Here is a 21,792-nt window from a genome sequence, read left to right on the forward strand (position 1 = left end):
GGGAGCCTCACCGGCCAGGGAAACCTCACCGGTCATGGGAGCCTCACGAAGACGTCGGTGGACTTCACCGAGGCGATCGCCTCGACCCCCGGTTCCAGCCCCAGCTCCTCCACGGCCTCCCGGGTGAGCAGCGAGACCACCCGGTGCGGGCCGGCCTGGATCTCCACCTGGGCGGCCACGTCGCCGAGCACCACCCGGGTGACGATGCCGGGGAAGGCGTTGCGCGGCGAGGACGTCCGCTCGATCTCGGTGGCGCCCTCGGCGGCCAGCCGGACCGCGAAGGCGGCGAGGTCGGCGCCGTCCACCACCCGGTGCCCGTGCTGTTCGCGGGTGGTGGGCAGCCGGCCGGCGTCGGCCCAGCGCCGCAGGGTGTCGGGGCTCACGCCGAGCAGCTGCGCCGCGCGGCCGATTCGGTAGTTCGGCATGTGCCAAGGCTAGGGCCTGAATGCCTGGCGTATGCGGGGGTTTCCGCATTCTGGGCTCGTGGATGCGGGAATCGGGCCGGTCATCTCCCGTCGCAGGGGGTGGTGCACGGCCGCGCGGGGCCATGGGGGACCATGGGAGGCGTGGCGAAGAAACGCGGTAGGGAGACGGTGCGGGACATGGTGTTCTCGCTCGGCGCCGTCGGCATCGTGGTGGCGGCGATGATCGCCGTCGCCCCGCACGAGGAGACCGACCCGGTACGGCCGGTGGACTACACGGTGGACCTCCAGGCGGCCCGCCGCAGCGCCCCGTACCCGGTGCTGGCGCCCGAGGGGCTGCCGGAGCGCTGGCGCGCCACCTCGGTGCGGTTCGACGGCGCCGATCCGAACGCGACCACCTGGCACCTGGGGTTCATCAACCCGCAGGAGGAGTACGCCGCCGTCGAGCAGTCCAACGGGCCGGAGCAGGGCTTCCTCGACGAGGTGCTGCGCGGCGGGGAGGACGACGGCACCGCCGTGGTCGAGGGCGAGGAGTGGCGCCGCCTGCAGGGTGACCGGTACCGCGGGCTGGTGCGCCAGGACGCCGAAGGGGTGACCACGGCCGTGCTGGGCACGGCGCCGTACGAGCAGCTGGCCGAGCTGGCCGGGGCGCTGGAGCACTCCTGACCGACCCGGCGGGGGACGCGGACCGCCGCCCCCGCAGGGCCGGCGCGCGCCGGCCGGCCGATGCCGCCCGGCGGGCGCCGTACGGCCCTGGCTCCCGCCGTCCCGTGGCCCGGTGCCGGCGCGCACCCGCCGACCCGTGGTGGTTTGCCCCTTTCGTCGTGTATGGCGGCGTTCGCGGCTTCGGTGTGGGCAGAAGTGTCCGCCCGGCGTCGAGTGTTCGTCGAACGCCGGCCCGCCCGCGCCGCCGCCGGCCTTGACGGCGCGTGGGGTCGGTGCCTCAATGGCAAGCCGGACGGGTCCAGGCCCGTCCGTGACGGTCCACTCGGAACCGATGCCCGGCCACCCGTTCTGTTCCCGCCCTCCATTCCCGTGACTGGAGTGACATGAACGTGGCAAGGTCCGACGCCGCCCGCCCACCCCGCGCCCGCGCGGCCGAGCGCCGCACCAGGACGAGGGGCCCACGACTCGGCGCCCTGCTGGCCGGTCTGCTCCTCGCGCTCCCCACCGCCGCCCTGCCCACCTCGGCCCAGGCGGCCCCCGTCGCCGCACCCCTCCCCGCCGCCTCCACCCCCGCCGCCTCCACCCCCACGGGGCCCGCCGCCGGGCCCGCGGTGGTGCCCGACCCCGCCGACTACCAGCAGGTCACCCTGGCCAAGGGCGTCGCGGAGACCGGCGAACCCATGTCCCTGGACGTCCTGCCGGACGGCTCCGTGCTGCACACCTCGCGCGACGGCACGGTCCGCCTCACCTCCCCGGAGGGCACCACCACCGTCGCCGGCCGCCTCGACGTCTACACCCACGACGAGGAGGGCCTGCAGGGCGTCGCCGCCGACCCGGACTTCGCCCGGAACCGCCACGTCTTCCTCTACTACGCCCCGGCGATGGACACCCCGCCCGGTGACGCCCCCGCCGACGGCACCGCCGCCGACTGGCCGGCCTGGGAAGGCGTCAACCGGCTGTCCCGGTTCACCCTGCGCCCCGACGGCACCCTCGACCTCGCCTCCGAGCGGCGCGTCCTCGACATCCCCGCCGACCGCGGCATCTGCTGCCACGTCGGCGGCGACATCGACTTCGACGCCGCCGGGAACCTCTACCTGTCCACCGGGGACGACACCAACCCCTTCGCCTCCGACGGCTACTCGCCGATCGACGAGCGGGCCGGCCGCAACCCCTCCTTCGACGCCCAGCGCACCTCCGCCAACACCAACGACCTGCGCGGCAAGATCCTGCGGATCAAGGTGCGGCCCAACGGCACGTACACCATCCCCCGGGGCAACCTCTTCCCCCGCGGCACTCCCGGCACCCGGCCGGAGATCTACGCGATGGGCTTCCGCAACCCCTTCCGGATGTCCGTCGACGCCGCCACCGGAGTGGTCTACGTCGGCGACTACGGGCCCGACGCCGCCTCCGCCGACCCCACCCGCGGGCCCGGCGGGCAGGTGGAGTTCAACCGGATCACCGCCCCCGGCAACTTCGGCTGGCCCTACTGCACCGGGGAGAACACCCCCGAGGAGACCTACCTCGCCCACGACTTCGCCACCGGGACCTCCGGCGAGCGCTACGACTGCGCCGGCGGCGCCACCAACGACTCCCCGCGCAACACCGGCCTGACCCGGCTCCCGCCCGCGCAGCCGGCCTGGATCACCTACGACGACTGCTCCGTCCCCGAGTTCGGCTGCGGATCGGAGTCCCCGATGGGCGGCCCGGTCTACCGCTACGACGCCGACTCCGACTCGGCGGTGAAGTTCCCCGAGGAACTCGACGGCCACTTCTTCGCCGGCGAGTACGGCCGGCGCTGGATCCGCACCATCGGGGTGGGCGACGACGGCGCCGCGTCGACGATCTCGCCCTTCCCGTGGAGCGGCACCCAGGTGATGGACATGGCCTTCGGGCCGGACGGCGCCCTGTACGTGCTGGACTACGGCACCGGCTTCTTCAACGGCGACCACAACTCCGCCCTGTACCGGATCGAGTACGTCGACGCCGGCGACCGCAGCCCGGTGGCCAGCGCGGAGGCGGCCACCACCTCCGGCCCCGTCCCGCTGACCGTCGCCTTCAGCGCCGCCGGCAGCGCCGACCCCGAGGGCACGCCGCTCGCCTACTCCTGGGACTTCGGCGACGGCAGCCCCGCCTCCACCGAACCCGACCCGACCCACGTCTACACCTCGGTGGGCACCTACACCGCCACGCTCACCGTCACCGACGCGGCCGGGCTGACCGCCACCGACAGCGTGACCGTCACCGCCGGAAACACCGCGCCGTCGGTCACCGTCACCGTGCCGGCCGACGGGCAGCTCTTCGAGTTCGGCGACCCCGTCCCCTTCGAGGTCACCGTCACCGATCCGGAGGACGGCCCCGTCGACTGCTCCCGGGTCAGGGTCAGCTACATCCTCGGCCACGACAGCCACGGTCACGGCCTGGCCGAGACGTACGGCTGCTCCGGCACCATCCAGACCCCGGTCGACGGCGAACACGACCCGAACGCCAACATCTTCGGCATCATCGACGCCAGCTACACCGACCACGGCGCGCCCGGCCTGCCGCCGCTGACCGGCGGGGACCAGAGCCTGCTGCAGCCCCGACACCGCCAGGCCGAGCACCACACGGCCTCCTCGGGCGTCGGGATCATCGGCAAGGCCGGAGCCGAGGGCGGCGCCACGGTGGGCGACATCCACCACGGCGACTGGATCGCCTTCCGCCCCTACCTGCTCTCCGGCGCCGACACCCTCACCGCCCGGGTCTCCTCCGGCGGGGTCGGCGGAAACCTGGAGGTCCGGGCCGGCTCGCCCACCGGGACGCTGCTCGGCTCCGTGCCGGTGCCGGTCACCGGCGGCTGGGAGACCTTCACCACGGTCAGCACCCCGCTGGCCGGGCTGCCCACCGCCACCACCACCCTCTACCTGGTCTTCACCGGGGGCGGCGGCGCCCTGTTCGACCTGGACGCCTTCACGCTGGCCCGGACCGGCACCGCGTTGTTCGACGGGACGGCCCAGAGCCTGGCCCGGTGGCGCCAGGCCGGGCCCGGCGCCTTCACCCTCGGCGCCGACGGCACCATCACCTCCTCCGGGGGGATGGGCCTGCTGTGGTACGCGGAGCGGGAGTACTCCTCCTACTCGCTGACCATGGACTGGCGGATGGCCGGCGACGACAACTCCGGCGTCTTCGTCGGCTTCCCGGCCAGCGACGACCCCTGGACGGCGGTGAACAACGGCTACGAGATCCAGATCGATGCCACCGACGCCCCGGACCGCACCACCGGAGCCGTCTACTCCTTCCAGAGCGCCGACCTCGCCGCCCGCGACGCGGCGCTGCGCCCGCCGGGGGAGTGGAACCGCTACGAGATCCGGGTGGAGGGCGAGCGGCTGCGGGTCTACCTGAACGGCAGCCTGATCAACGACTTCACCAGCACCGACCCGGCCCGGAGCCTGGCCGACGGGTACGTGGGCATCCAGAACCACGGTGACGGGGACGAGGTCTCCTTCCGGGACATCCGGATCCGGGAACTCGGCTAGCCGGCACCCGCCCCGCCGAACCCGGGGACGCCGAACCCGGAACGTCGAACGGCCCGCGGACGCGTGCGTCGCGTCCGCGGGCCGTTCGGCGGTGGCCGCCCGTCCGGGCACGTCCTCACAGGACGGTGACGACCTCGTCGAAGTCCAGGCGCGGCAGGCGCGGGCGGAAGGCGTCCTCGGCCGGGTGGCCGATGTTGACCACGGCCAGCGCCCGGTGGTCGTCGTCGAAGAACTCCTTGGTGGCGGCCGCGGCGTCGAAGCCGGTCATCGGGCCGGCGGCCAGGCCCGCCGCGCGGACGGCCATGATGAAGTAGCCGACCTGGAGCCAGCCGTTGGCGATCGCGGAGGCCTCACGGGCCGCGGGATCGGCGAAGAGGTCCTTGGCGCCGGGGAAGTGCGGGAAGACCTTCGGCAGCTCCTCGTGGAACTCCAGGTCGGCGGCGAGGACGGCGACCAGCGGAGCGGCGGCCGTCTTCTTGCGGTTGCCCTCGGCGAGCAGCGGGACGAGCCGGTCGCGGTTGCCGTTGCGGCCGATCAGCACCACGCGCAGCGGCTGCTGGTTCATCGCGGTGGGCGGGAACTTGAACAGCTCGTGGATGGTGCGGATCTGCTCGTCGGTCACCGGCTCGTCGGTGAAGGAGTTGGCCGTGTGGGCTTCGCTGAACAGCAGGGCGCGCGCGTCGTCGGCAAGCACGGGGAGTGACATGGTGATCCTTCGCTGGTGGGCGTGCGGGTGGGGCGGCCGCTGAGTCGATAGTAGATGATTCAACTAAACGCGTCCGATAGCGGCCAATGTGACCCTGGTCACTGCCCCGTGCCGTTCGGCCCGCCCGCGCCGTTGGGACCCCCCGCGCCGTTCGGCCCGTCCGCCTCCCGCTCCGCCGCCAGCACCGCGTCCAGCCGCGCCCGGGCGCCCTCCAGCCGGCTCCGGCAGAGCGCCGCCAGCTCCTCCCCGCGCTCCCACAGCCGCAGCGACTCCTCCAGCGGGACGCCGCCCACCTCCAGCCGCCGCACCACGTCCAGCAGCTCGTCGCGCGCCTGCTCGTAGCTGAGCGCCTCGCCCGCCGCCTCGCCCGCGGCCTGGGCCGCCTCGCTGGCGGCCCGCTCACGCCGCTCCCGCTGTCCCTGCTCCTGTGCCTTCGCCATGCCGGCCAGGGTAGAAGACGGCACGGACGGCCCAGGCTCAGTCGCCGCCGGAGCCCTCCGCCTCCGGCCGCGCGCCCCCGTCCCCGGAGCCCGCGTCGCCCGCCCCCGCGTCGCCGGCACCCGCCGCCGCGTGGCCGCCAGTGCCCGCACCCCCGCCGCCGTCGGCCACCAGCACCGCGAACTCACCGCCCGACACCCGGGCGCGCAGCCGCTCGTCGCCCGCCAGCACCCCCGGATCCCGCACCACCGCCCCGTCCGCCCGCTGCAGCACGGCGTAACCGCGCTCCAACGTGGCCGCCGGCGACAGCGCCAGCACCCGCGCCCGGGTGTGCTCCAGCCCGTGCAGCTCCCGGTCCAGCAGGTGGTCCAGCACCCGGCGCGCCCGGTCCACCAGCCGGTCGGTCTCCTCCGCGCGGTCCCGCAGCATCCGGTGCGGATCCGCCAGCACCGGCCGGCTGCGCAGGGCCGCCAGGCCGTGCGCCTCGCGGTCCAGCAGCGCCGCCAGGCAGCGCCGACCGCGCTCGCGCAGCTGCGCCACCCGGTGCAGCTCCTCGGAGACGTCCGGCACCACCTTCTTGGCGGCGTCGGTCGGGGTGGAGGCGCGCAGGTCGGCGACCAGGTCGAGCAGCGGCGAGTCCGGCTCGTGGCCGATGGCGCTGACCACCGGCGTGCGGCAGTCGGCCACCGCCCGCACCAACTGCTCGTCGGAGAACGGCAGCAGGTCCTCGACGCTGCCCCCGCCGCGCGCCACGATGATCACCTCCACCGCCTCCAGCGCGTCCAGCTCCCGCACGGCGGCGATCACCTGCGGCACGGCGTGCACGCCCTGCACGGCCACGTTGCGCACCTCGAAGCGCACCGCCGGCCAGCGCTTGCGGGCGTTCTCCAGCACGTCCCGCTCGGCGGCCGAGGCCCGTCCGCAGACCAGGCCCACCACGCCGGGCAGGAACGGCAGCGGGCGCTTGCGCTCGGCGGCGAACAGGCCCTCGGCGGCCAGCGTCCGGCGCAGCCGCTCCAGGCGGGCCAGGAGTTCCCCGATGCCGACCAGGCGGATCTCCACGGCGCGCAGCGAGAGCTGCCCCCGCGCCCGGTACCACTCCGGCTTGGCGTGCACGATGACCCGGGCGCCCTGCTCCACCGAGTCGGCGACGCCGTCGAAGATCTCCCGGTAGCAGGTCACCGTGATGGAGACGTCGGCCGAGGTGTCGCGCAGCGTCATGAAGACCATGGAGGCGCCGGGGCGGCGGCTGACCTGGGTGACCTGCCCCTCCACCCAGACCGCGCCGAGCCGGTCGATCCACTGCCCGATCAGCTCGCTGACCCGTCCGACCCGGATGGGGTGCTCCGCCGAGGTCTCAAGTGCCATGGCGCCGAGCGTAGCCCGCCCCTCGGACGGCCGGCGGCGGCTTCGGCCGCGCGGGCCGCCGGGCGAGCGGGGTGCGGGCCGCGGGGTGCGCGGGGGTGAGCGGGGCGCTGGGGTGCGCGGGCGCGAGCGGGGCGCTGGGGTGCGTGGGATGGGGCGCCACGCCGTCCGCCGCGGCGAAGGGGCCTCCACCCGTACGATGGGACGCATGTCTTCCACGCGTCGCGTCCTGCTCGCCGCCCCCCGTGGTTACTGCGCGGGGGTGGACCGTGCCGTCATCACCGTGGAGAAGGCGCTGGCCCTCTACGGCCCGCCGATCTACGTCCGCAAGGAGATCGTGCACAACAAGTACGTGGTGGCCACGCTCCGCGAGAAGGGCGCGATCTTCGTCGACGAGACGGAGGAGGTGCCCGAGGGCGCCATCGTGATCTTCTCCGCCCACGGCGTCGCCCCGATCGTGCACGAGGAGGCCGCCGCGCGGAACCTCCGCACCATCGACGCCACCTGCCCGCTGGTCACCAAGGTGCACAACGAGGCCAAGCGGTTCGCCAGGGAGGACTACGACATCCTGCTGATCGGCCACGAGGGCCACGAGGAGGTCATCGGCACCTCCGGCGAGGCCCCCGAGCACATCACCCTGGTCGACGGCCCGGACGACGTGGAGAACGTCGAGGTGCGCGACCCCTCCAAGGTCGTCTGGCTCTCCCAGACCACGCTGTCGGTCGACGAGACCAACGCCACCGTCGACCGGCTGAAGCAGAAGTTCCCCCTGCTCATCGACCCTCCGAGCGACGACATCTGCTACGCGACGCAGAACCGCCAGGTGGCCGTGAAGCAGATCGCGGCCGAGTCCGACCTGGTGATCGTGGTGGGCTCGCGCAACTCCTCCAACTCGGTCCGGCTGGCCGAGGTGGCCCTGGAGGCCGGCGCCGGCGCCTCGCACCTGGTCGACGGCGCGGAGGAGATCGAGGAGTCCTGGCTGGAGGGCGTCGGCACGGTCGGCGTGACCAGCGGCGCCTCCGTCCCCGAGGTGCTGGTCGACGGCGTGCTGCGGTACCTCGCCGAGCACGGCTTCGGGCAGGTGGAGGTGGTGACCTCCGCGGAGGAGCGCCTTCAGTTCTCGCTGCCCAAGGAGCTCCGCCGCGACCTGCGCGCGGCCGAACCGGTCGGCTGAGCGAACCTTCGCCCCTGGCGGGGGAATCTCCCCGCCTTTTCCAAGATCACGTTCTGGCTCGCCAGTTGAGATGACGGCCCGTCGGTATTCTGCCGGCGGGCCGTCGTGTGTTCCGGATCCCACGGGGTAGGCCTCGGTGAAGCCGGACATAGCGGATAAACCGTGCGTTTACTTCTTGGAAACTGCGACCGGGGGTGTCGCATCATGCGTTAAAGACGTAGATTTTCCTCGCACACTCATCCGGCAACTGGCTTACAAGGGGCAAAGGTGAACGTACTCGGCATCGACATCGGCGGGTCCGGCATCAAGGGCGCGCCGGTCGATCTCGACCGTGGCGACCTGATCACCGAGCGCTTCAAGGTCCTGACCCCCAAGCCCTCCACGCCGGAGGCGGTCACGGACGCGGTCCGCCAGGTCGTGGAGCACTTCGAGTGGACCGGCCCGGTCGGCATCACCTTCCCCGGCGTCGTGGTGGACGGGGTGACCCGCTCGGCGGCCAACGTCGACAAGTCGTGGATCGGCTTCCACGCCGCGGAGACCTTCTCCAAGACCATCGACCTGCCCGTCACCATGCTCAACGACGCGGACGCCGCCGGCGTCGCCGAGATGGCCTTCGGCGCGGGCAAGGGCCACCGCGGCCTCGCCCTGATGCTCACCTTCGGCACCGGCATCGGCTCGGCGCTCTTCGTGGACGGCACCCTCGTCCCCAACACCGAGCTCGGCCACCTGGAGCTGGACGGCTACGACGCCGAGAAGCGGGCCTCCTCCGCGGTCAAGGACAACGAGGAGCTCAGCTACCCCGAGTGGGCGGAGCGCGTGGAGCGCTACCTGCAGCACGTCGAGATGCTGTTCTCCCCGACCCGGATCATCATCGGGGGCGGCATCAGCCGGAAGTGGGACAAGTTCATCCCGCTGCTCAAGGGCATCCAGGCGGAGATCGTCCCCGCCGACCTGCGCAACAACGCCGGAATCGTCGGCGCCGCCATGGCGGCCGCCAGCGCCCAGCGCAGCGCCGAGTAACGTTCCGCCCCCGTGGCGGTCCGCGGGCGGGTCCACACCCAGGCCCGCCCCACCGCACCCCCCGCCACACCGCCCGCCGCGTCGTCGCCCCTGACCCCAGGGGCGCCGGCCCCCAGGCCCCTACCCCCGGAACCTGACCACCGGGCCCGGAACCTGACCACCAGGCCCCCGACCCCCGGGCCCCGACCCTCAGGCCTGCCGCCGCCCCCCGCGCGCCCCGCCCGACTGGGCCGCATGGGTCTGCGCCTGGGCGTGCGCCTGTGCCTGAGCCGCCCTGCGGGCCGCCACCCGCAGCGCGCGCCGGCGCAGCAGCGCCAGCAGCACGCACACCGCCGTGCCCCCGTACAGCCAGCCCGCCAGCTCGCTCAGCGCGCTCACCAGGGCCAGCACCCGCCCGGCCAGGCCAGCGCCGCCCGAGGTAGCCACCAGGGCCAGGGCGAAGGCCAGCGGCGCCGCGATCGGCGCGGCGGCCAGGTCCGCGTCCCGCACCCGCGCCGCGCACCAGGCGCTGGTCAGCACGAACACCAGCCCGAAGAGCACCCCGGGCCCGTCGAACACCAGCCGGTCCAGCCAGGCCGCGCCCACCGACACCAGCACGAGCAGCACGCCGACACCGGACGGCGTCAGCCGCACCGGCGCCGGCCGCCGTCCCCCCGCCGGCCGCTGACCCACCGGCCGCCGACCGCCCCCCGTGCCCCCGCCGCGCGACTCCATCCCCGCTCCCCCCTTGGCTCCCCCCTTGCCGGCACGCTCCCGCGGGCCGGCCTCCCCCGCCGCGTTCTCCGCCCGCCGCCGCGGGCGCGCCAGCATGGCCGCGGAAGCCCCCGACGGCCGCGGCAGGGCACCCTGCGCCTGCCGCACGCCCCGCGGCCCTCGCGCGGGCCGAGCAACCAGGCTCTCGGGGGGCGGCGGCATCGGGGGGATGGATGCGGTCTCACGTCCGGCGGTACGTCGTTGCTCCACGCCCCCAACGTACGTTCCCCGTCCCGGCCACCCGCGACGGCGCGACACGACAGGCCCGGGCGTCACCCGAATTGTCGGCAAAGATCCTCACCGGATCTTCGGCCCGGACGGCCGCCCCCGTCCCGCCTCCGGTCGGCCGCGCGGAGCGCGGGGATGCCCCGGGCGAAGTCGTAGACTTGACGGTCGGCCCTGGCCGCCGCGTCGGCGAAGGCCACCTCCGCGCCGTCACTGACCACGGGAAGTCGCCACGTGTCGCTCACCATCGGAATCGTCGGCCTGCCCAACGTGGGCAAGTCCACCCTCTTCAACGCGCTGACCAAGAACGACGTGCTGGCGGCGAACTACCCGTTCGCGACCATCGAGCCGAACGTCGGCGTCGTCGGCGTGCCCGACGCCCGCCTGGTGAAGCTGGCCGAGATCTTCTCCTCGGAGCGCACCGTGCCGGCCACCGTGAGCTTCGTGGACATCGCCGGCATCGTGCGCGGCGCCTCGGAGGGCCAGGGCCTGGGCAACAAGTTCCTGGCGAACATCCGCGAGTCCGACGCCATCTGCCAGGTGATCCGGGCCTTCGAGGACCCCGACGTGGTCCACGTGGACGGCAAGGTCTCCCCCAAGGACGACATCGAGACGATCAACACCGAGCTGATCCTCGCCGACCTCCAGACCATCGAGAAGGTCCTGCCGCGCCTGACCAAGGAGGCGCGACTGGTCAAGGACAAGCAGGCCGTCCTCGCCGCCGTCGAGGAGGCCCAGAAGGTCCTGGAGGAGGGCCGGACGGTCTTCTCCGCCGGCCTGGACCCCGAGCCGCTGCGCGAGCTCCACCTGCTGACCGCCAAGCCCTTCCTCTACGTCTTCAACGTCGACGAGGACGAGCTGGTCGACGAGGCCGTCAAGGACAACCTGCGCGCCCTGGTCGCCCCCGCCGAGGCGATCTTCCTCAACGCCAAGATCGAGTCCGAGCTGATCGAGCTGGACGCCGAGGAGGCCCTGGAACTGCTGCAGTCGATGGGCCAGGCCGAGTCCGGCCTCGACCAGCTCGCCCGCGTCGGCTTCAACACCCTCGGCCTGCAGACCTACCTCACCGCCGGCCCCAAGGAGTCCCGCGCCTGGACCATCCGCAAGGGCGCCACCGCCCCGGAGGCCGCCGGCGTCATCCACACCGACTTCCAGAAGGGCTTCATCAAGGCCGAGGTCATCTCCTTCGACGACCTCGTCGCCGCCGGCTCCGTCACCGAGGCCCGCGCCCAGGGCAAGGCCCGCATGGAGGGCAAGGACTACGTGATGCAGGACGGCGACGTCGTCGAGTTCCGCTTCAACGTCTGAGCGGACGAGGTGGCACCACGTCGGCGGCGTGACAAACCGTAGTGAGATGTGGGGTCCGACTCTTCGGAGTCGGACCCCTGGTGTGTCCCGCCTCGTCCTATGATCCCTTGGGTGTCGGGGACTTCAGGAACATCATCGGGATCTTCGTCAACGGCTTCGGCTGAGCACCACTATGCTCATGCCGCCGGTCGGCACTACAGGGACGCTATCTACCTCCAGGACGGCGGCCGCCTGCCTAACGCCGATTACCACTTCGGCTTCGCGGTGGAGTGCGCCCTGAAGAGTCTGTTGCTCAGGTTCACGGTCGCCACCATGGCCCCCAAGAAGCAGGGGAAGCCTGCAGTGAAACCCTGGGTGCCGGATCCGATCACGGGCAGAGTGAGCCATGAGTACGGCCATTTGCCGTGGGTCGCGGCCGATGTCGCTCTGCTGACGCATGGGCGGTCCGCGGCACGGTTGTCGGCCGCACTGGGGAACCTCACTGCCTTCGACTCGTGGTCAGTCGACCAGCGTTACCTCGACGGGGCCGGAGTTGTCGAAGCCGATGTGTTGCAGCGGCGTACCGTGGCGCAAGAGATCCTCGTCCTGCACGAGCAGGCCCTGATCACCGGAAGGCTCCAGTGAATCTGCCTCCTGCCCCGGTCCGGTTCGACGACGCCCGCCCCCGTGCCCTGGCCATCGCCTACGACGTGGCTGCCGAAGGCATGGAGGTGCTGCTCGTACGGGATGTGTTGGGCCGTTTCGCGCTCGTGGTCGACGACCGCGAGAGGGATGTGCCGGCTGACCGGGTGCTCGCTTGGAGTGAACGGCTCACCTCAGACCTGCAGCGGTACGCCGCTGACAGGCCTCTGCTTCGTGCCTCGGGGCTGTTTTCGGCCGACGCCCTGCTCGGCTCCGAGCGTGCCCAGCCGGCCCCGCGGCGCGTACCAGCCGGTGGCTACGGCAGTGTCCGTCTGCTGGACAACACCGTGGTGGGGGAGGACTGGGCCCAGGTGTCCACTCCAACTGCCGAGAGGGACGGCTCGCGCACCCACCGCACCGCCTTGTACGGATTCAAGGGTGGCGTCGGTCGGACCACGGCTACCGCTGTCCTCGCCCGTCACCTCGCCGACCGGGGACATGTCGTCCTCGTTGTGGACCTAGATCTGGAGTCTCCGGGCGCTGGCCCTCTCCTGGCCGCCGGGGCGCGCCTGCCCCGACACGGCATCGTCGACCAACTCGTCGAGGCCGCCGTGGGCAACGCGGACGGACTGGAATTGGTGGCCCCGAGCGGGTACGCACCTCGTGGTGGCTGGGGGGAGCTATGGGTGGCCCCGGCACGCGGCCGGGGCACCGACGAATGCCCTTACTCCTATGTCGACAAGCTCAACAGGGTGTATGCCGATATTCCCGGCATGGACTTCGCTGACCGCCTGGCTGCCGCGGTTCGTACCTGCGAGGACGCCGTAGCCTGGGAGGGTGAGAGCGGCCGCCGTCCCGATGTGGTCCTCCTCGACAGTCGGGCTGGGATCCATGACATCGCCGCTGTCACTATCTCTCGACTCTGTGACCTCGCCCTGCTTTTCGGCGCGGACAACAGCCAGACCTGGGGTGGATACGGAGACCTGTTCGCGGCCTGGCATTCCTCCGGGCAGGCCCGTGCGATTCGGGAAAAACTCCGCATGGTCGCCTCCATGGTCCCGGACTCGCCGCAGCGCCCTATGAGCGCCTATCTGGAGTCGTTCCGCGAACACTCCTGGGAGTGCTTCTCGCTCCTGTACGACGACGACGTGCCGGAGCCGGAGACCGGTCGGCTTATTCCCGGAGCCTTCTCCCCGTCGCTGGAGGACGATTCGGCCCCGCACCACCCGATCCCCATCCTGTTCGAGCCCGGCCTGGTGGGCCTGGATGCGGACAGCGCGCCCGGCTGGCAGGACCGCGCCTTCGTGCGTGCCGCCTACCGTGACTTCCTGACCACCGCAACACTCTTGATCACTGCCGACCCGCAGAGCGACGAAGGACCCTGATGACGACCGCAATGGGCGCAGAGGAATACCGCGAGCTGCTTTCGGCAGCGCTGCCCGAGGCGACGGACGCCGACACGCTCCTTCCGAACCTGCACACCTTGTTCACTCCGGACAGCCACCGTGTGGCGCTCTACGTCGACAGCACCGTGGTACGCGGCGGGCGAGGCGTAGGCAAGACTTTCTGGTATCGCTCGCTACTCGATGAGACTCTGCGGCAGGTCGCCGCCGAGGAGTACAGCATCGATCGGCTGCGCCGGCTCACCGTCTCCCCCGGGTACGGGGCGGCCGTCGAGCCGGAACTGTACCCAGGCACGGGCGTCCTTCGGCAGCTAGTGGAGGAGCGCGTGCGGCCCTACGACCTGTGGTACGCCGTGCTGCTGACGGCCCTCGGCCAGTCCGAGCTGCGCGATCTTCCGGATTGGCGCGACCGCGTCGCCTGGGTCCGCAGCAACCCTGGCGCGGCGGAACGCACGGTGCAACAGGCTGATCGGGCGGCGCAGCAGGACGGCATCACCCACCTGGTGATCTTCGATGCTCTGGAGCATCTCCACCGGGTTCGTGCCCAGGCCGACCGCCTTGTCGGCGGCATCTTGGAACTCGCTCTTGCTATGCGCCTAGGCACGCGTAACATCCGCTGCAAGGTGTTCATCCGCCCCGACATGTTCGACGGCGCGCTCCTCCAATTCCCCGACGCCTCCAAGCTGACGGCCAACGCCGCCAGTCTGACCTGGTCCAATGCCAACCTGTACGGACTGCTCTTTCACTACATGGGCAACCACGACAGTGAGTATGCAGAACGCTTCCGTGGTCTCACGGACGGTTGGGAAACCGACGCCTTCGGCCGCCGCCACATTCCGCCCGCGCTGCTCAGGGGCGATGAACGCTATCAGGCTGAGCAGTTCGCGCGGATCGCCGGCCCTTACATGGGTGCTAACTACCGCAAGGGCAATACCTACACTTGGCTGCCCAACCATCTGATGGACGGTGTTGAGCAGGTCAGCCCGCGCAGCTTCCTCAGTGCCTTGAACAAGGCGGTCGCTGAGACGCGTGGTACATACGCGGGCCATGAGTACGCCCTACACCACGAGGGCATCCGCCGAGGGGTGCAGATCGCCTCCGAGACCCGGGTGCGGGAGGTCGGCGAGGACATGCCGTGGGTGCGCTTGGCTGTTGATCCGCTGGCCGGCCGACAAGTCCCTATTGATCAGGACATGGTCACGCAGCTGTGGCGCGATGCACGGCTGACCGACCTCCTGCGCGAGGAGGCGGAGAGGTATGACGTCGGGGGCGAGGAGGACACTGTCGTCCGCACCGGCCCCCGCTATCCGGACGACCCGGACCGCCTGATCGAGGAACTGATCGCCCTCGGCGTGATGCGCCGCCGCCGCGACGGACGCATCGACCTGCCAGACGTGTACCGGATCGCCTTCAACATCGGCCGCAAGGGTGGAGTGCCGAGGGTGGCGGGCTGAGGCTTAGCCATCATCCAGACGCTTCGGTGCCCTTCTCGAAGGCGTAGAGGCTGATGAGGAAGGTCCAGAAGAAGCACAGGAACAGCCTTGGGTATCAGGGAGGGATGGCGGGCGGTCCCAGTTTGGGCGTACGTCCTCCAAAGCCGAGGAGCCTCAGGGTCGTGTAGTGCTGGGATCGCACTCCCTTGTGGGGACGGTGCTGGACTTCTACGTCACGTCCACGTGTGCGCAGGTGACGGCTCCGTGTTAGACATCCCTCCTTCAACGTCTGAGCGGACCAGGTGACACCCTGTCGCTGAACCGGCGAACGTGTGGATCGGAAGAGGCCGTGCTCCGTGCTCCAGGGAACATGGCCCCTTCCGCGTTCGCGTGCCGAGTCGGTGCCGGCTCTCAGGTTCTGCGGGGCGGGGTGAGCTTGTCGAGGTCGAGGCTGATCTCGAAGGGCACCGGGCGCCGGAGCGACCCCCGGAAGATTCCGGCGGGCGCGTAGGCGCGGGTCGGTTCGTCGAGCTCGTAGACGTGGACCACGGGCGAGCCGTCCTCGTCTTCGATGCACCAGTAGTGCGGGATACCGGCTTCCGCGTACTTGCGGAGCTTGACGGTGCGGTCCCGGTGGGCGGACTCGGGGGAGACCACCTCGACGACGAGGCGGACCTCGTCCGGTCCGAACCAGGTGCGGACGCTGTCGAAGTCGGCCGTCGTCACCAGAAGATCCGGCTCTGGCCGGTTGCGCTCGTCGAGTTTGATCGTCATCTCGCGGCCGACCCTGACGTCGGCGGGAGCCCGCTCCATGAGGGCGACCGTCAGCCCGGTGACCAGCCGGCCGTGCCACGACCGCTGCGGGGACAGCCTGAAGACGAGGGCTCCGTCGATCAGTTCCGTGTGGCGGGGCGCCTCGGGAAGGCGGTCCAGATCCTCCGCGAACCAGCCTTCGGCGCGCGGCGGGCGCATCCAGTCGGGCAGTGCGGTCATGGCTCGACCGTAGTGACTCGCGGAGGGCTGGACCACGAGATCGTTCGCGGGCCAGGCGATTTCGCGCCGGGGTGGTCCCGACGGGCCACCGCCGGAGGTGGCTGCGCGGGTGGGGCGGAGTTGAGTATCCGTACTCATGCGCGGGGCGGCGGGGGCGGTGACCATGCCGGTATGAGCGCACCGATACCGAGTTCCCGCACGACGACGGCCTACTTCGCGCAGGCGGTCGCCTCCTTCATCGTCTCCGGCCTCGCCGTCGCCATCGGGGTCGCCTACCTGCCGGTGGACGCATGGGTCCGCGCCTTCCTCGGACTGGGGGCGCTGTACCTGGTGACCTCCTCGTTCACGCTGGCCAAGTGCGTCCGGGACCGCCAGGAGGAGAGCCAGGTCTCCACCCGCGTCGACCAGGCACGCCTGGACAAGCTGCTGACCGAGCACGACCCGTACCGGGTGGACGTGGGGTAGGGGAGCCGGGCTGTTTGGCGCGCACATGCCGATAAGGGAGCCCAGGGGGACCCCCTATTTCTACGATTCCACGGTTTCTCGGCGTGCCGCAGCCCCCCAAATCGCGCCTGTGGATAACTCGTCGGGCGGGGGCCATGGATTCCTGATGGATTGCATGGGCATGGACGGATTCCGGGAGAGCTGCGCCTGGATGGGGGAGGGGGCGGTGCGGCGGTCCGGGGGGGCGGGGCGGGACGGGAGCGGGGCGGGTCGGGGCCGGGGAGGGGGTGGAGTCCGGGGGCCTGGTGGGCCGTTCGTGGTGATCGGGGGGCGGGTACGCATGGACGGCGCCGGGAGGGTTACCCGTGTCGGCCAGCAGTCGGGATGGCAGACACGGGAGAGGAGCGGGCGCGTGGAGAGCACGGTGCGGCTCAACCTGGCCGGCAGGACGGCGCTGGTGACGGGGGGTGCGCGCGGCCTGGGGGCGGCGATCTGCCGTCGGCTGGCCGCCGCCGGCGCGGCCCTGTGGGTGCTGGACGTCCGCCGTGAGCAGGCGGAGAAGCTCTGCCGGGAGCTGGTGGACGACGGCGCCCGGGCGCACCCCGTGCACGCCGACATCCGGGACGCCGGGGAGGTGGCCCGCATCGTGCGGGAGGTCCACGAGGAGGCCGGCGCGGTGGACGTCCTGGTGAACAACGCGGGGGTGGACGTCTCCAAGCCGATCGAGCACCTCACGGCCGAGGAGGCGGGCTTCGTGATCACCACGAACCTCCTCGGGCCGGTGCACCTGTGTCTGGAGGTGTACCGGCGGATGGTCCGCGCGGGCGGCGGCCACATCGTGAACATCCTGTCCACGGCGGCGAACCGCACCTGGACCGAGGCCGGTCCCTACGCCGCCAGCAAGACGGGCCTGCGCGCCTTCACCCACACGCTGTTCCAGGAGGCGCAGCGGGACTGCGTCGGCGTCGGGGTCACCGGGGTGATCGCCGGCGGCATGGAGACGCCGTTCGTGACCGAGCGCTTCCCGGACGCGGACACCTCCAAGCTGCAGGACCCGGCCATCGTGGCGGAGACCGTGCTGTTCGCCCTCTCGGTGCCGGCCACCAGCGTGGTGCCGGAGCTGGTGGTGGTGCCGCGCACCGAGACGTCGTGGCCGTGACGTCGTGGCCGGGAGGGCTCCGGCCAGCCGGGACCCTCGGGCGGCCGGGACCGATCAGATCCGGCCAAGATCGAAAAAGTAGCGACAGAGACATGACAGCTGTGTGCGCCCGTCGGGGCGGGTGAGGGCACCGCCTAGGCTGGCGGGCATGCCTGAACATCGGACCGGTCCCGAGGTCAGCCCGCCGGCGGCGCCGGCAGCCCGTGTGGTGGTGGCGGGGGCCCTGCTGCGCGGTGGCCGGTTGCTGGCCGCCCGCCGCAGCGCGCCGGCCGCGCTCGCCGGTGGCTGGGAGCTGCCCGGCGGCAAGGTGGAGCCGGACGAGCTGCCCGAGCAGGCGCTGGTGCGGGAGTTGCGCGAGGAACTGGGCGTGCTGGTGCGCCCGCTGCGCCGCCTGCCCGGCGCCTGGCCCATCCGGGCCGGCCTGGTGCTGCACGTGTGGACGGTGGAGCTGCTGGCCGGCGAGCCGGAGCCGCTGGAGGACCACAGCGAGGTGCGCTGGCTGGAGCCGGCCGAGGTGCCCCTCCTCGCCTGGCTGCCGCAGGACGTCGAGCCGGTGCGGCTGCTGCTCGCCGAACTGGGTGCCCCGGAGCACGCCCGCGCGCCGTTCGACTCGGTATTTCGCCCCGAACTGTAATAAAACAGGTAAATCAGTACATCCTGGAAGGCGAGCGGAGGGACGGCGGGCGGCGCCGAGCGGTTCCGGACGCTCCGGATCGGACCTCGTCGCGGGACGACCGGCGCGAGGATGGCCGGCGGGCCCGGTACCACGAGGCGGAGGCGGAAAGGGGCACGGTCGATGGACGAGCCGACCAGCCCGGATCCGGACCGCCCCGCGACGGCGCCCGTCCCCGCGACGGCGCCCGACTCCACGGAAACCGCCCCGGCGCACGCGGGGGCCGACCCCACGCCCGGACCGGCCCCGGCCCCCGACCCGGCCGCCGAATCCCGGCGGGAAGGGGGCCAGGGGTGGGCGCTGGAGACCCACCCGGAGAGCCAGTCCAGCCTGTTCAGCTTCGTGAACTTCGCCGTCGTGGTCTGCGACCCCCGAGGCCGGGTGGTGCTGTGGAGCCGGGCGGCCGAGGACCTCCTCGGCTGGCCGGCGCCGCTGATGATCGGCCGCAGGATCACCGAACTCATCCCCGTCACCATCGGCCCCGAGCAGGGCGGCGAGCTCCAGGACCTCATCCTGCGCACCGGCCACTGGAGCGGCACCTTCCCCATGCTGCACCGCGACGGCCGGGTGGTCCTCATCGAGTCCCGGGTGTCCCTCCTGGAGGACGGCGACGGCAGCCCGCTGCTGCTCGCCGCCTTCGCCGAGGCCGCCGCCCTGCGCCGGGTCGAACACGACCTCGCCCTGCGCGACGGCCTGATCGAGTCGTCGCCGGTCGCCATCGGCTTCTACGACACCGACCTGCGCTTCATCTCGCTCAACCGGGCGATGGCCGACCTCACCGGCGCGCCGGTGGAGGACCACATCGGCCGCACGCTCAGCGAGGTGGTCGGCGACACCCCGCAGTCCCGCCGACTGCAGGCACTCCAGGCCCAGGTGGTGCGCACCGGTGAACCGGTCGTCGACCACATCACCGAGGGGGCCGCCGCCCACCGGGGCGGCGAGTACCGCTCCGTCTCCTACCACCGCATCGACGACCAGCACGGCCGTCCGATCGGCGTGTCCGCGCTGATCCTGGACGTCACCGAACGCCAGCGGGCGATCCAGCGGGTGGAGGCGGCCCGGCGCCGGCTCGCCCTGCTCAACCAGATCGGGGCGCGGATCAGCGACCTGCTCGACGGCCGCCGGATCGCCCAGGAGCTGGCCTCCGCCCTCGTCCCGGCGCTCGCCGACCACACCGAGGTGCTGCTCTACCCCAGCGTCCCGGCCGGCGGGGACCTCCCCGAGCGGCCCGACCCCGGTGTGCGGCTGATCCAGTACGGCGCCGCCTCCGTCATCCGGGTCACCCCCGAGGAGCGGCGCGACCTCGCCGTCTGGCAGATGCTGGAGGACGACGGCCCGTTCTCCCGCACCATGCTCGGCGCCCGCCCCGAGGTGCTGCACGGCGTGGACAACGTCGTGCGGGACTTCGGGGACTTCAGCGCCCGCGCGGACTACGCCCACCGGCACGAGGTCGACTCCATGGCCGTGCTGCCCCTGCGGGTGCGCGGCAGCGTGCTCGGGGTGCTGCTGGTCGGCCGCTCCCGGGGGCGGCGCCACCTGGACGAGGACGACGTGGCCTTCGCGATGGAGGTCGCCGACCGCGCCGCCACCGCCCTGGACAACGCCCGCCTGTACGCGCGCGAGCGGGACACCGCGCTCACCCTGCAGCGCAGCCTGCTGCCGCAGGCCGTGCCGCAGCCGATGGGCATGGAGATCGCCTACCGCTACGTGCCGGCCGCCGTCGGCGCCGAGGCCGGCGGCGACTGGTTCGACGTCATCGAGCTGCCGGGCGGACGGGTGGCGCTGGTGGTCGGCGACGTCACCGGTCACGGCCTGCGCGCCGCCGCCACCATGGGGCGGCTGCGGACGGCCGTGCGCACGCTGGCCGGGCTGGACCTGCCGCCCGACGAGGTGCTGCGCCACGTGCACGGACTCGTCGACGACCTGGCCCTGTCGCCGGACGAGGCGCTGCTCGCCACCTGCCTCTACGCCGTCTACGACCCGGCCACCCGGCGGTGCACCATGGCCCGGGCCGGCCACATGCCGCCGATCATCGTCGAGGGCCAGCCGACCCAGCGCTCCGTGGCCGACTGGGAGGACGCCTGGCCCGGCGGCTTCGGCCCGGCGACGCCCGGATCCGCAGCCCGGTCCGAGTCCGATCTCGGACCGCGCCCCGGAACGACCGACCGGGCCGGGCCGACCGACCGGGCCGGAACGGCGGGAGGGCCCGGGCCGGCGGCGGCCGGCGGCGAGGCGGCCGGAGTGGCCGGAGTGGCCGGAGGGGCCGGAGCGGCCGGAGGGGCCACCCCGTGCGGACCCGCCCCGGAGGGGACGAGCCACCCGACCACCCGGGAGGTGACCACGCCGGCGGGCGTGCCGCTGGGCGTCGGCGGCGTCCGGTTCGTCTCCGAGGAGATCGAGCTGGCGGACGGCAGCTGGCTGGTGCTCTACACCGACGGCCTGGTGGAGACCCGCGGCGAGGACCTGGTCACCGGGGTGCGGCGACTGCGGGACTGCCTGGAGCGCCCCTACGAGTCCATCGAGCAGGCCTGCGAGACCGTGCTCACCTCGCTGCGCCCCGGCCACCAGCCGAACGACGACACCGCGCTGCTGATCGCCCGGGTCGGCGGCCTGCCCGAGCACGCCATGGCCAGCTGGACCCTCGTCGTGGAGCCCCGGGTGGTCGGCCGCGCGCGCCGGCTGGTGCGGGACACCCTGGTCGAGTGGCGGCTGACCGTCCTGCTGGAGACCGCCGAACTGCTGGTCAGCGAACTGGTCACCAACGCGCTGCGGTACGCCGGCAGTCCGATCCTGCTGCGGATGCGGCGCGGCCGGACGCTGCTGGTGGAAGTCGGCGACCCGCTGCCGGACCCGCCCCGGGAACGCGCCACCTCCGAGCGCGACGAGGGCGGCCGGGGCATCCAGCTGGTCGCCGCGCTCTCCCGTGCCTGGGGGACCCGGTTCAGCGGGGCCGGCAAGGTGGTCTGGTTCGAACTGGACATGCCACGCCGTTAGACCGACCCGGGACGCCCAGCGGCATCCCGCGGCGATCCGGGGGATCCAGGGCCCCACGGCCGCCCACGGGCCCGGCCCACGGAGCCGGCCCACCGGTGGTCGATGGACGCCCGACGGCGTCGGACCCCGGCCGGGCCGTGCGGGGCGGTACGGCCCGGGAGGTCCACGTGGCACGCCGGGCGCGGGGCGGCGCAGCGAGGCACGCCGGGCGCAACGGCCCGCACCCGGCGCGGCACGAAGGGTGCCGAGGCGGCCACGGTCGGGAAACGGGCCAGCCACGACGCGGACTCGCCGCGGCGACGGAACGGTCACGAAGTGGCCGCGAAGCGGTGACGGCGCGGCGCGTCGGGCCGCCACCCGGGGGCCCGGGAGCGCCCCCGGCCGGCCAGCCGACCGCCCCCCGGGCCACCGCCCGGCCGTGCCGAACCCCCGTCCGACCTGGCACGCCGCATCCGGCGCGGCGCGCGCTGACGGCCCCTCCGG

The 21,792-nt window shown here is 72.7% G+C and carries 18 protein-coding genes; 12 read left to right on the top strand and 6 right to left on the bottom strand.

The features are described from left to right. Positions 1 to 32: 32 nt before the first annotated feature. Positions 33 to 425, bottom strand: a complete 393-nt coding sequence (locus FHU37_RS25145; protein ID WP_179816940.1) for a TOBE domain-containing protein — start codon at positions 423 to 425, stop codon at positions 33 to 35. 132 nt (positions 426 to 557) lie between these two features. Between FHU37_RS25145 and FHU37_RS25150 the strand changes: the two genes are divergently transcribed. Then, positions 558 to 1,088, top strand: coding sequence for a DUF4245 domain-containing protein (locus FHU37_RS25150; protein ID WP_179816941.1), 531 nt, complete (start codon positions 558 to 560; stop codon positions 1,086 to 1,088). 383 nt (positions 1,089 to 1,471) lie between these two features. Beyond that, entirely contained in the window at positions 1,472 to 4,600 is a 3,129-nt protein-coding gene (locus FHU37_RS25155) for a 3-keto-alpha-glucoside-1,2-lyase-like domain-containing protein (protein ID WP_179816942.1), read from the top strand. A 115-nt stretch (positions 4,601 to 4,715) separates the two neighbouring features. Here FHU37_RS25155 and FHU37_RS25160 read toward each other — a convergent pair whose 3' ends face one another. The 3 genes from FHU37_RS25160 to xseA all read right to left on the bottom strand — a co-directional run bounded on the left by FHU37_RS25160 (position 4,716) and on the right by xseA (position 7,112). Next, positions 4,716 to 5,306 (bottom strand): malonic semialdehyde reductase, encoded by a 591-nt coding sequence (locus FHU37_RS25160; RefSeq protein WP_179816943.1) that lies wholly within the window; start codon positions 5,304 to 5,306, stop codon positions 4,716 to 4,718. Positions 5,307 to 5,404: 98 nt separating this feature from the next. After that, positions 5,405 to 5,746, bottom strand: coding sequence for an exodeoxyribonuclease VII small subunit (locus tag FHU37_RS25165; protein WP_179816944.1), 342 nt, complete (start codon positions 5,744 to 5,746; stop codon positions 5,405 to 5,407). Positions 5,747 to 5,783: 37 nt separating this feature from the next. Then, the gene (xseA, locus tag FHU37_RS25170) at positions 5,784 to 7,112 is read right to left on the bottom strand and encodes an exodeoxyribonuclease VII large subunit (RefSeq protein WP_179816945.1); all 1,329 of its coding nucleotides are present in this window, start codon (positions 7,110 to 7,112) and stop codon (positions 5,784 to 5,786) included. A gap of 196 nt (positions 7,113 to 7,308) precedes the next feature. On the opposite strand from xseA, the gene FHU37_RS25175 reads away from it, so the two are divergent. Together FHU37_RS25175 and ppgK are read left to right on the top strand one after the other, a co-directional pair. Then, complete coding sequence (locus FHU37_RS25175) at positions 7,309 to 8,283, top strand: 4-hydroxy-3-methylbut-2-enyl diphosphate reductase (RefSeq protein ID WP_179816946.1); 975 nt, start codon at positions 7,309 to 7,311, stop codon at positions 8,281 to 8,283. A 267-nt stretch (positions 8,284 to 8,550) separates the two neighbouring features. Continuing rightward, positions 8,551 to 9,303: a polyphosphate--glucose phosphotransferase gene (ppgK, locus tag FHU37_RS25180; protein WP_179816947.1), complete on the top strand. Its 753-nt coding sequence runs from the start codon at positions 8,551 to 8,553 to the stop codon at positions 9,301 to 9,303. A 189-nt stretch (positions 9,304 to 9,492) separates the two neighbouring features. Here ppgK and FHU37_RS25185 read toward each other — a convergent pair whose 3' ends face one another. After that, positions 9,493 to 9,936: a DUF6542 domain-containing protein gene (locus tag FHU37_RS25185; RefSeq protein WP_179816948.1), complete on the bottom strand. Its 444-nt coding sequence runs from the start codon at positions 9,934 to 9,936 to the stop codon at positions 9,493 to 9,495. A 579-nt stretch (positions 9,937 to 10,515) separates the two neighbouring features. On the opposite strand from FHU37_RS25185, the gene ychF reads away from it, so the two are divergent. The 4 genes from ychF (at position 10,516) to FHU37_RS25205 (ending at position 15,067) form a co-directional block, all read left to right on the top strand. Further along, the gene (gene ychF / locus FHU37_RS25190) at positions 10,516 to 11,589 is read left to right on the top strand and encodes a redox-regulated ATPase YchF (RefSeq protein ID WP_179816949.1); all 1,074 of its coding nucleotides are present in this window, start codon (positions 10,516 to 10,518) and stop codon (positions 11,587 to 11,589) included. 312 nt (positions 11,590 to 11,901) lie between these two features. Beyond that, a complete protein-coding gene (locus tag FHU37_RS25195; RefSeq protein WP_179816950.1) occupies positions 11,902 to 12,213 on the top strand; it encodes a hypothetical protein in 312 nt (103 codons plus the stop codon). Continuing rightward, on the top strand, positions 12,210 to 13,595 hold the full coding sequence (locus tag FHU37_RS25200; protein ID WP_312892849.1) for a KGGVGR-motif variant AAA ATPase: 1,386 nt from the start codon (positions 12,210 to 12,212) through the stop codon (positions 13,593 to 13,595). Before FHU37_RS25195 ends, FHU37_RS25200 begins: the two co-directional genes overlap by 4 nt. Beyond that, positions 13,595 to 15,067 (top strand): hypothetical protein, encoded by a 1,473-nt coding sequence (locus FHU37_RS25205; protein WP_179816951.1) that lies wholly within the window; start codon positions 13,595 to 13,597, stop codon positions 15,065 to 15,067. The genes FHU37_RS25200 and FHU37_RS25205 overlap by 1 nt, the downstream gene beginning before the upstream one ends. Before the next feature lie 390 nt (positions 15,068 to 15,457). Here FHU37_RS25205 and FHU37_RS25210 read toward each other — a convergent pair whose 3' ends face one another. Next, complete coding sequence (locus FHU37_RS25210) at positions 15,458 to 16,039, bottom strand: Uma2 family endonuclease (RefSeq protein ID WP_179816952.1); 582 nt, start codon at positions 16,037 to 16,039, stop codon at positions 15,458 to 15,460. 171 nt (positions 16,040 to 16,210) lie between these two features. Here FHU37_RS25210 and FHU37_RS25215 point away from each other — a divergent pair, with 171 nt between their 5' ends. The 4 genes from FHU37_RS25215 to FHU37_RS25230 all read left to right on the top strand — a co-directional run bounded on the left by FHU37_RS25215 (position 16,211) and on the right by FHU37_RS25230 (position 21,309). Beyond that, the gene (locus FHU37_RS25215) at positions 16,211 to 16,504 is read left to right on the top strand and encodes a YiaA/YiaB family inner membrane protein (RefSeq protein WP_179816953.1); all 294 of its coding nucleotides are present in this window, start codon (positions 16,211 to 16,213) and stop codon (positions 16,502 to 16,504) included. 391 nt (positions 16,505 to 16,895) lie between these two features. Further along, complete coding sequence (locus FHU37_RS25220) at positions 16,896 to 17,642, top strand: SDR family oxidoreductase (protein ID WP_179816954.1); 747 nt, start codon at positions 16,896 to 16,898, stop codon at positions 17,640 to 17,642. A 148-nt stretch (positions 17,643 to 17,790) separates the two neighbouring features. Further along, the gene (locus FHU37_RS25225) at positions 17,791 to 18,276 is read left to right on the top strand and encodes a (deoxy)nucleoside triphosphate pyrophosphohydrolase (RefSeq protein ID WP_179816955.1); all 486 of its coding nucleotides are present in this window, start codon (positions 17,791 to 17,793) and stop codon (positions 18,274 to 18,276) included. A gap of 162 nt (positions 18,277 to 18,438) precedes the next feature. Continuing rightward, positions 18,439 to 21,309 carry a SpoIIE family protein phosphatase gene (locus FHU37_RS25230; protein WP_179816956.1) on the top strand — a complete coding sequence of 957 codons (2,871 nt, stop codon included), beginning with the start codon at positions 18,439 to 18,441 and terminating at the stop codon, positions 21,307 to 21,309. Positions 21,310 to 21,792: the final 483 nt, after the last annotated feature.

Origin of the sequence: Allostreptomyces psammosilenae (assembly GCF_013407765.1) — a bacterium.
Taxonomy (GTDB): Bacteria; Actinomycetota; Actinomycetes; order Streptomycetales; family Streptomycetaceae; genus Allostreptomyces; species Allostreptomyces psammosilenae.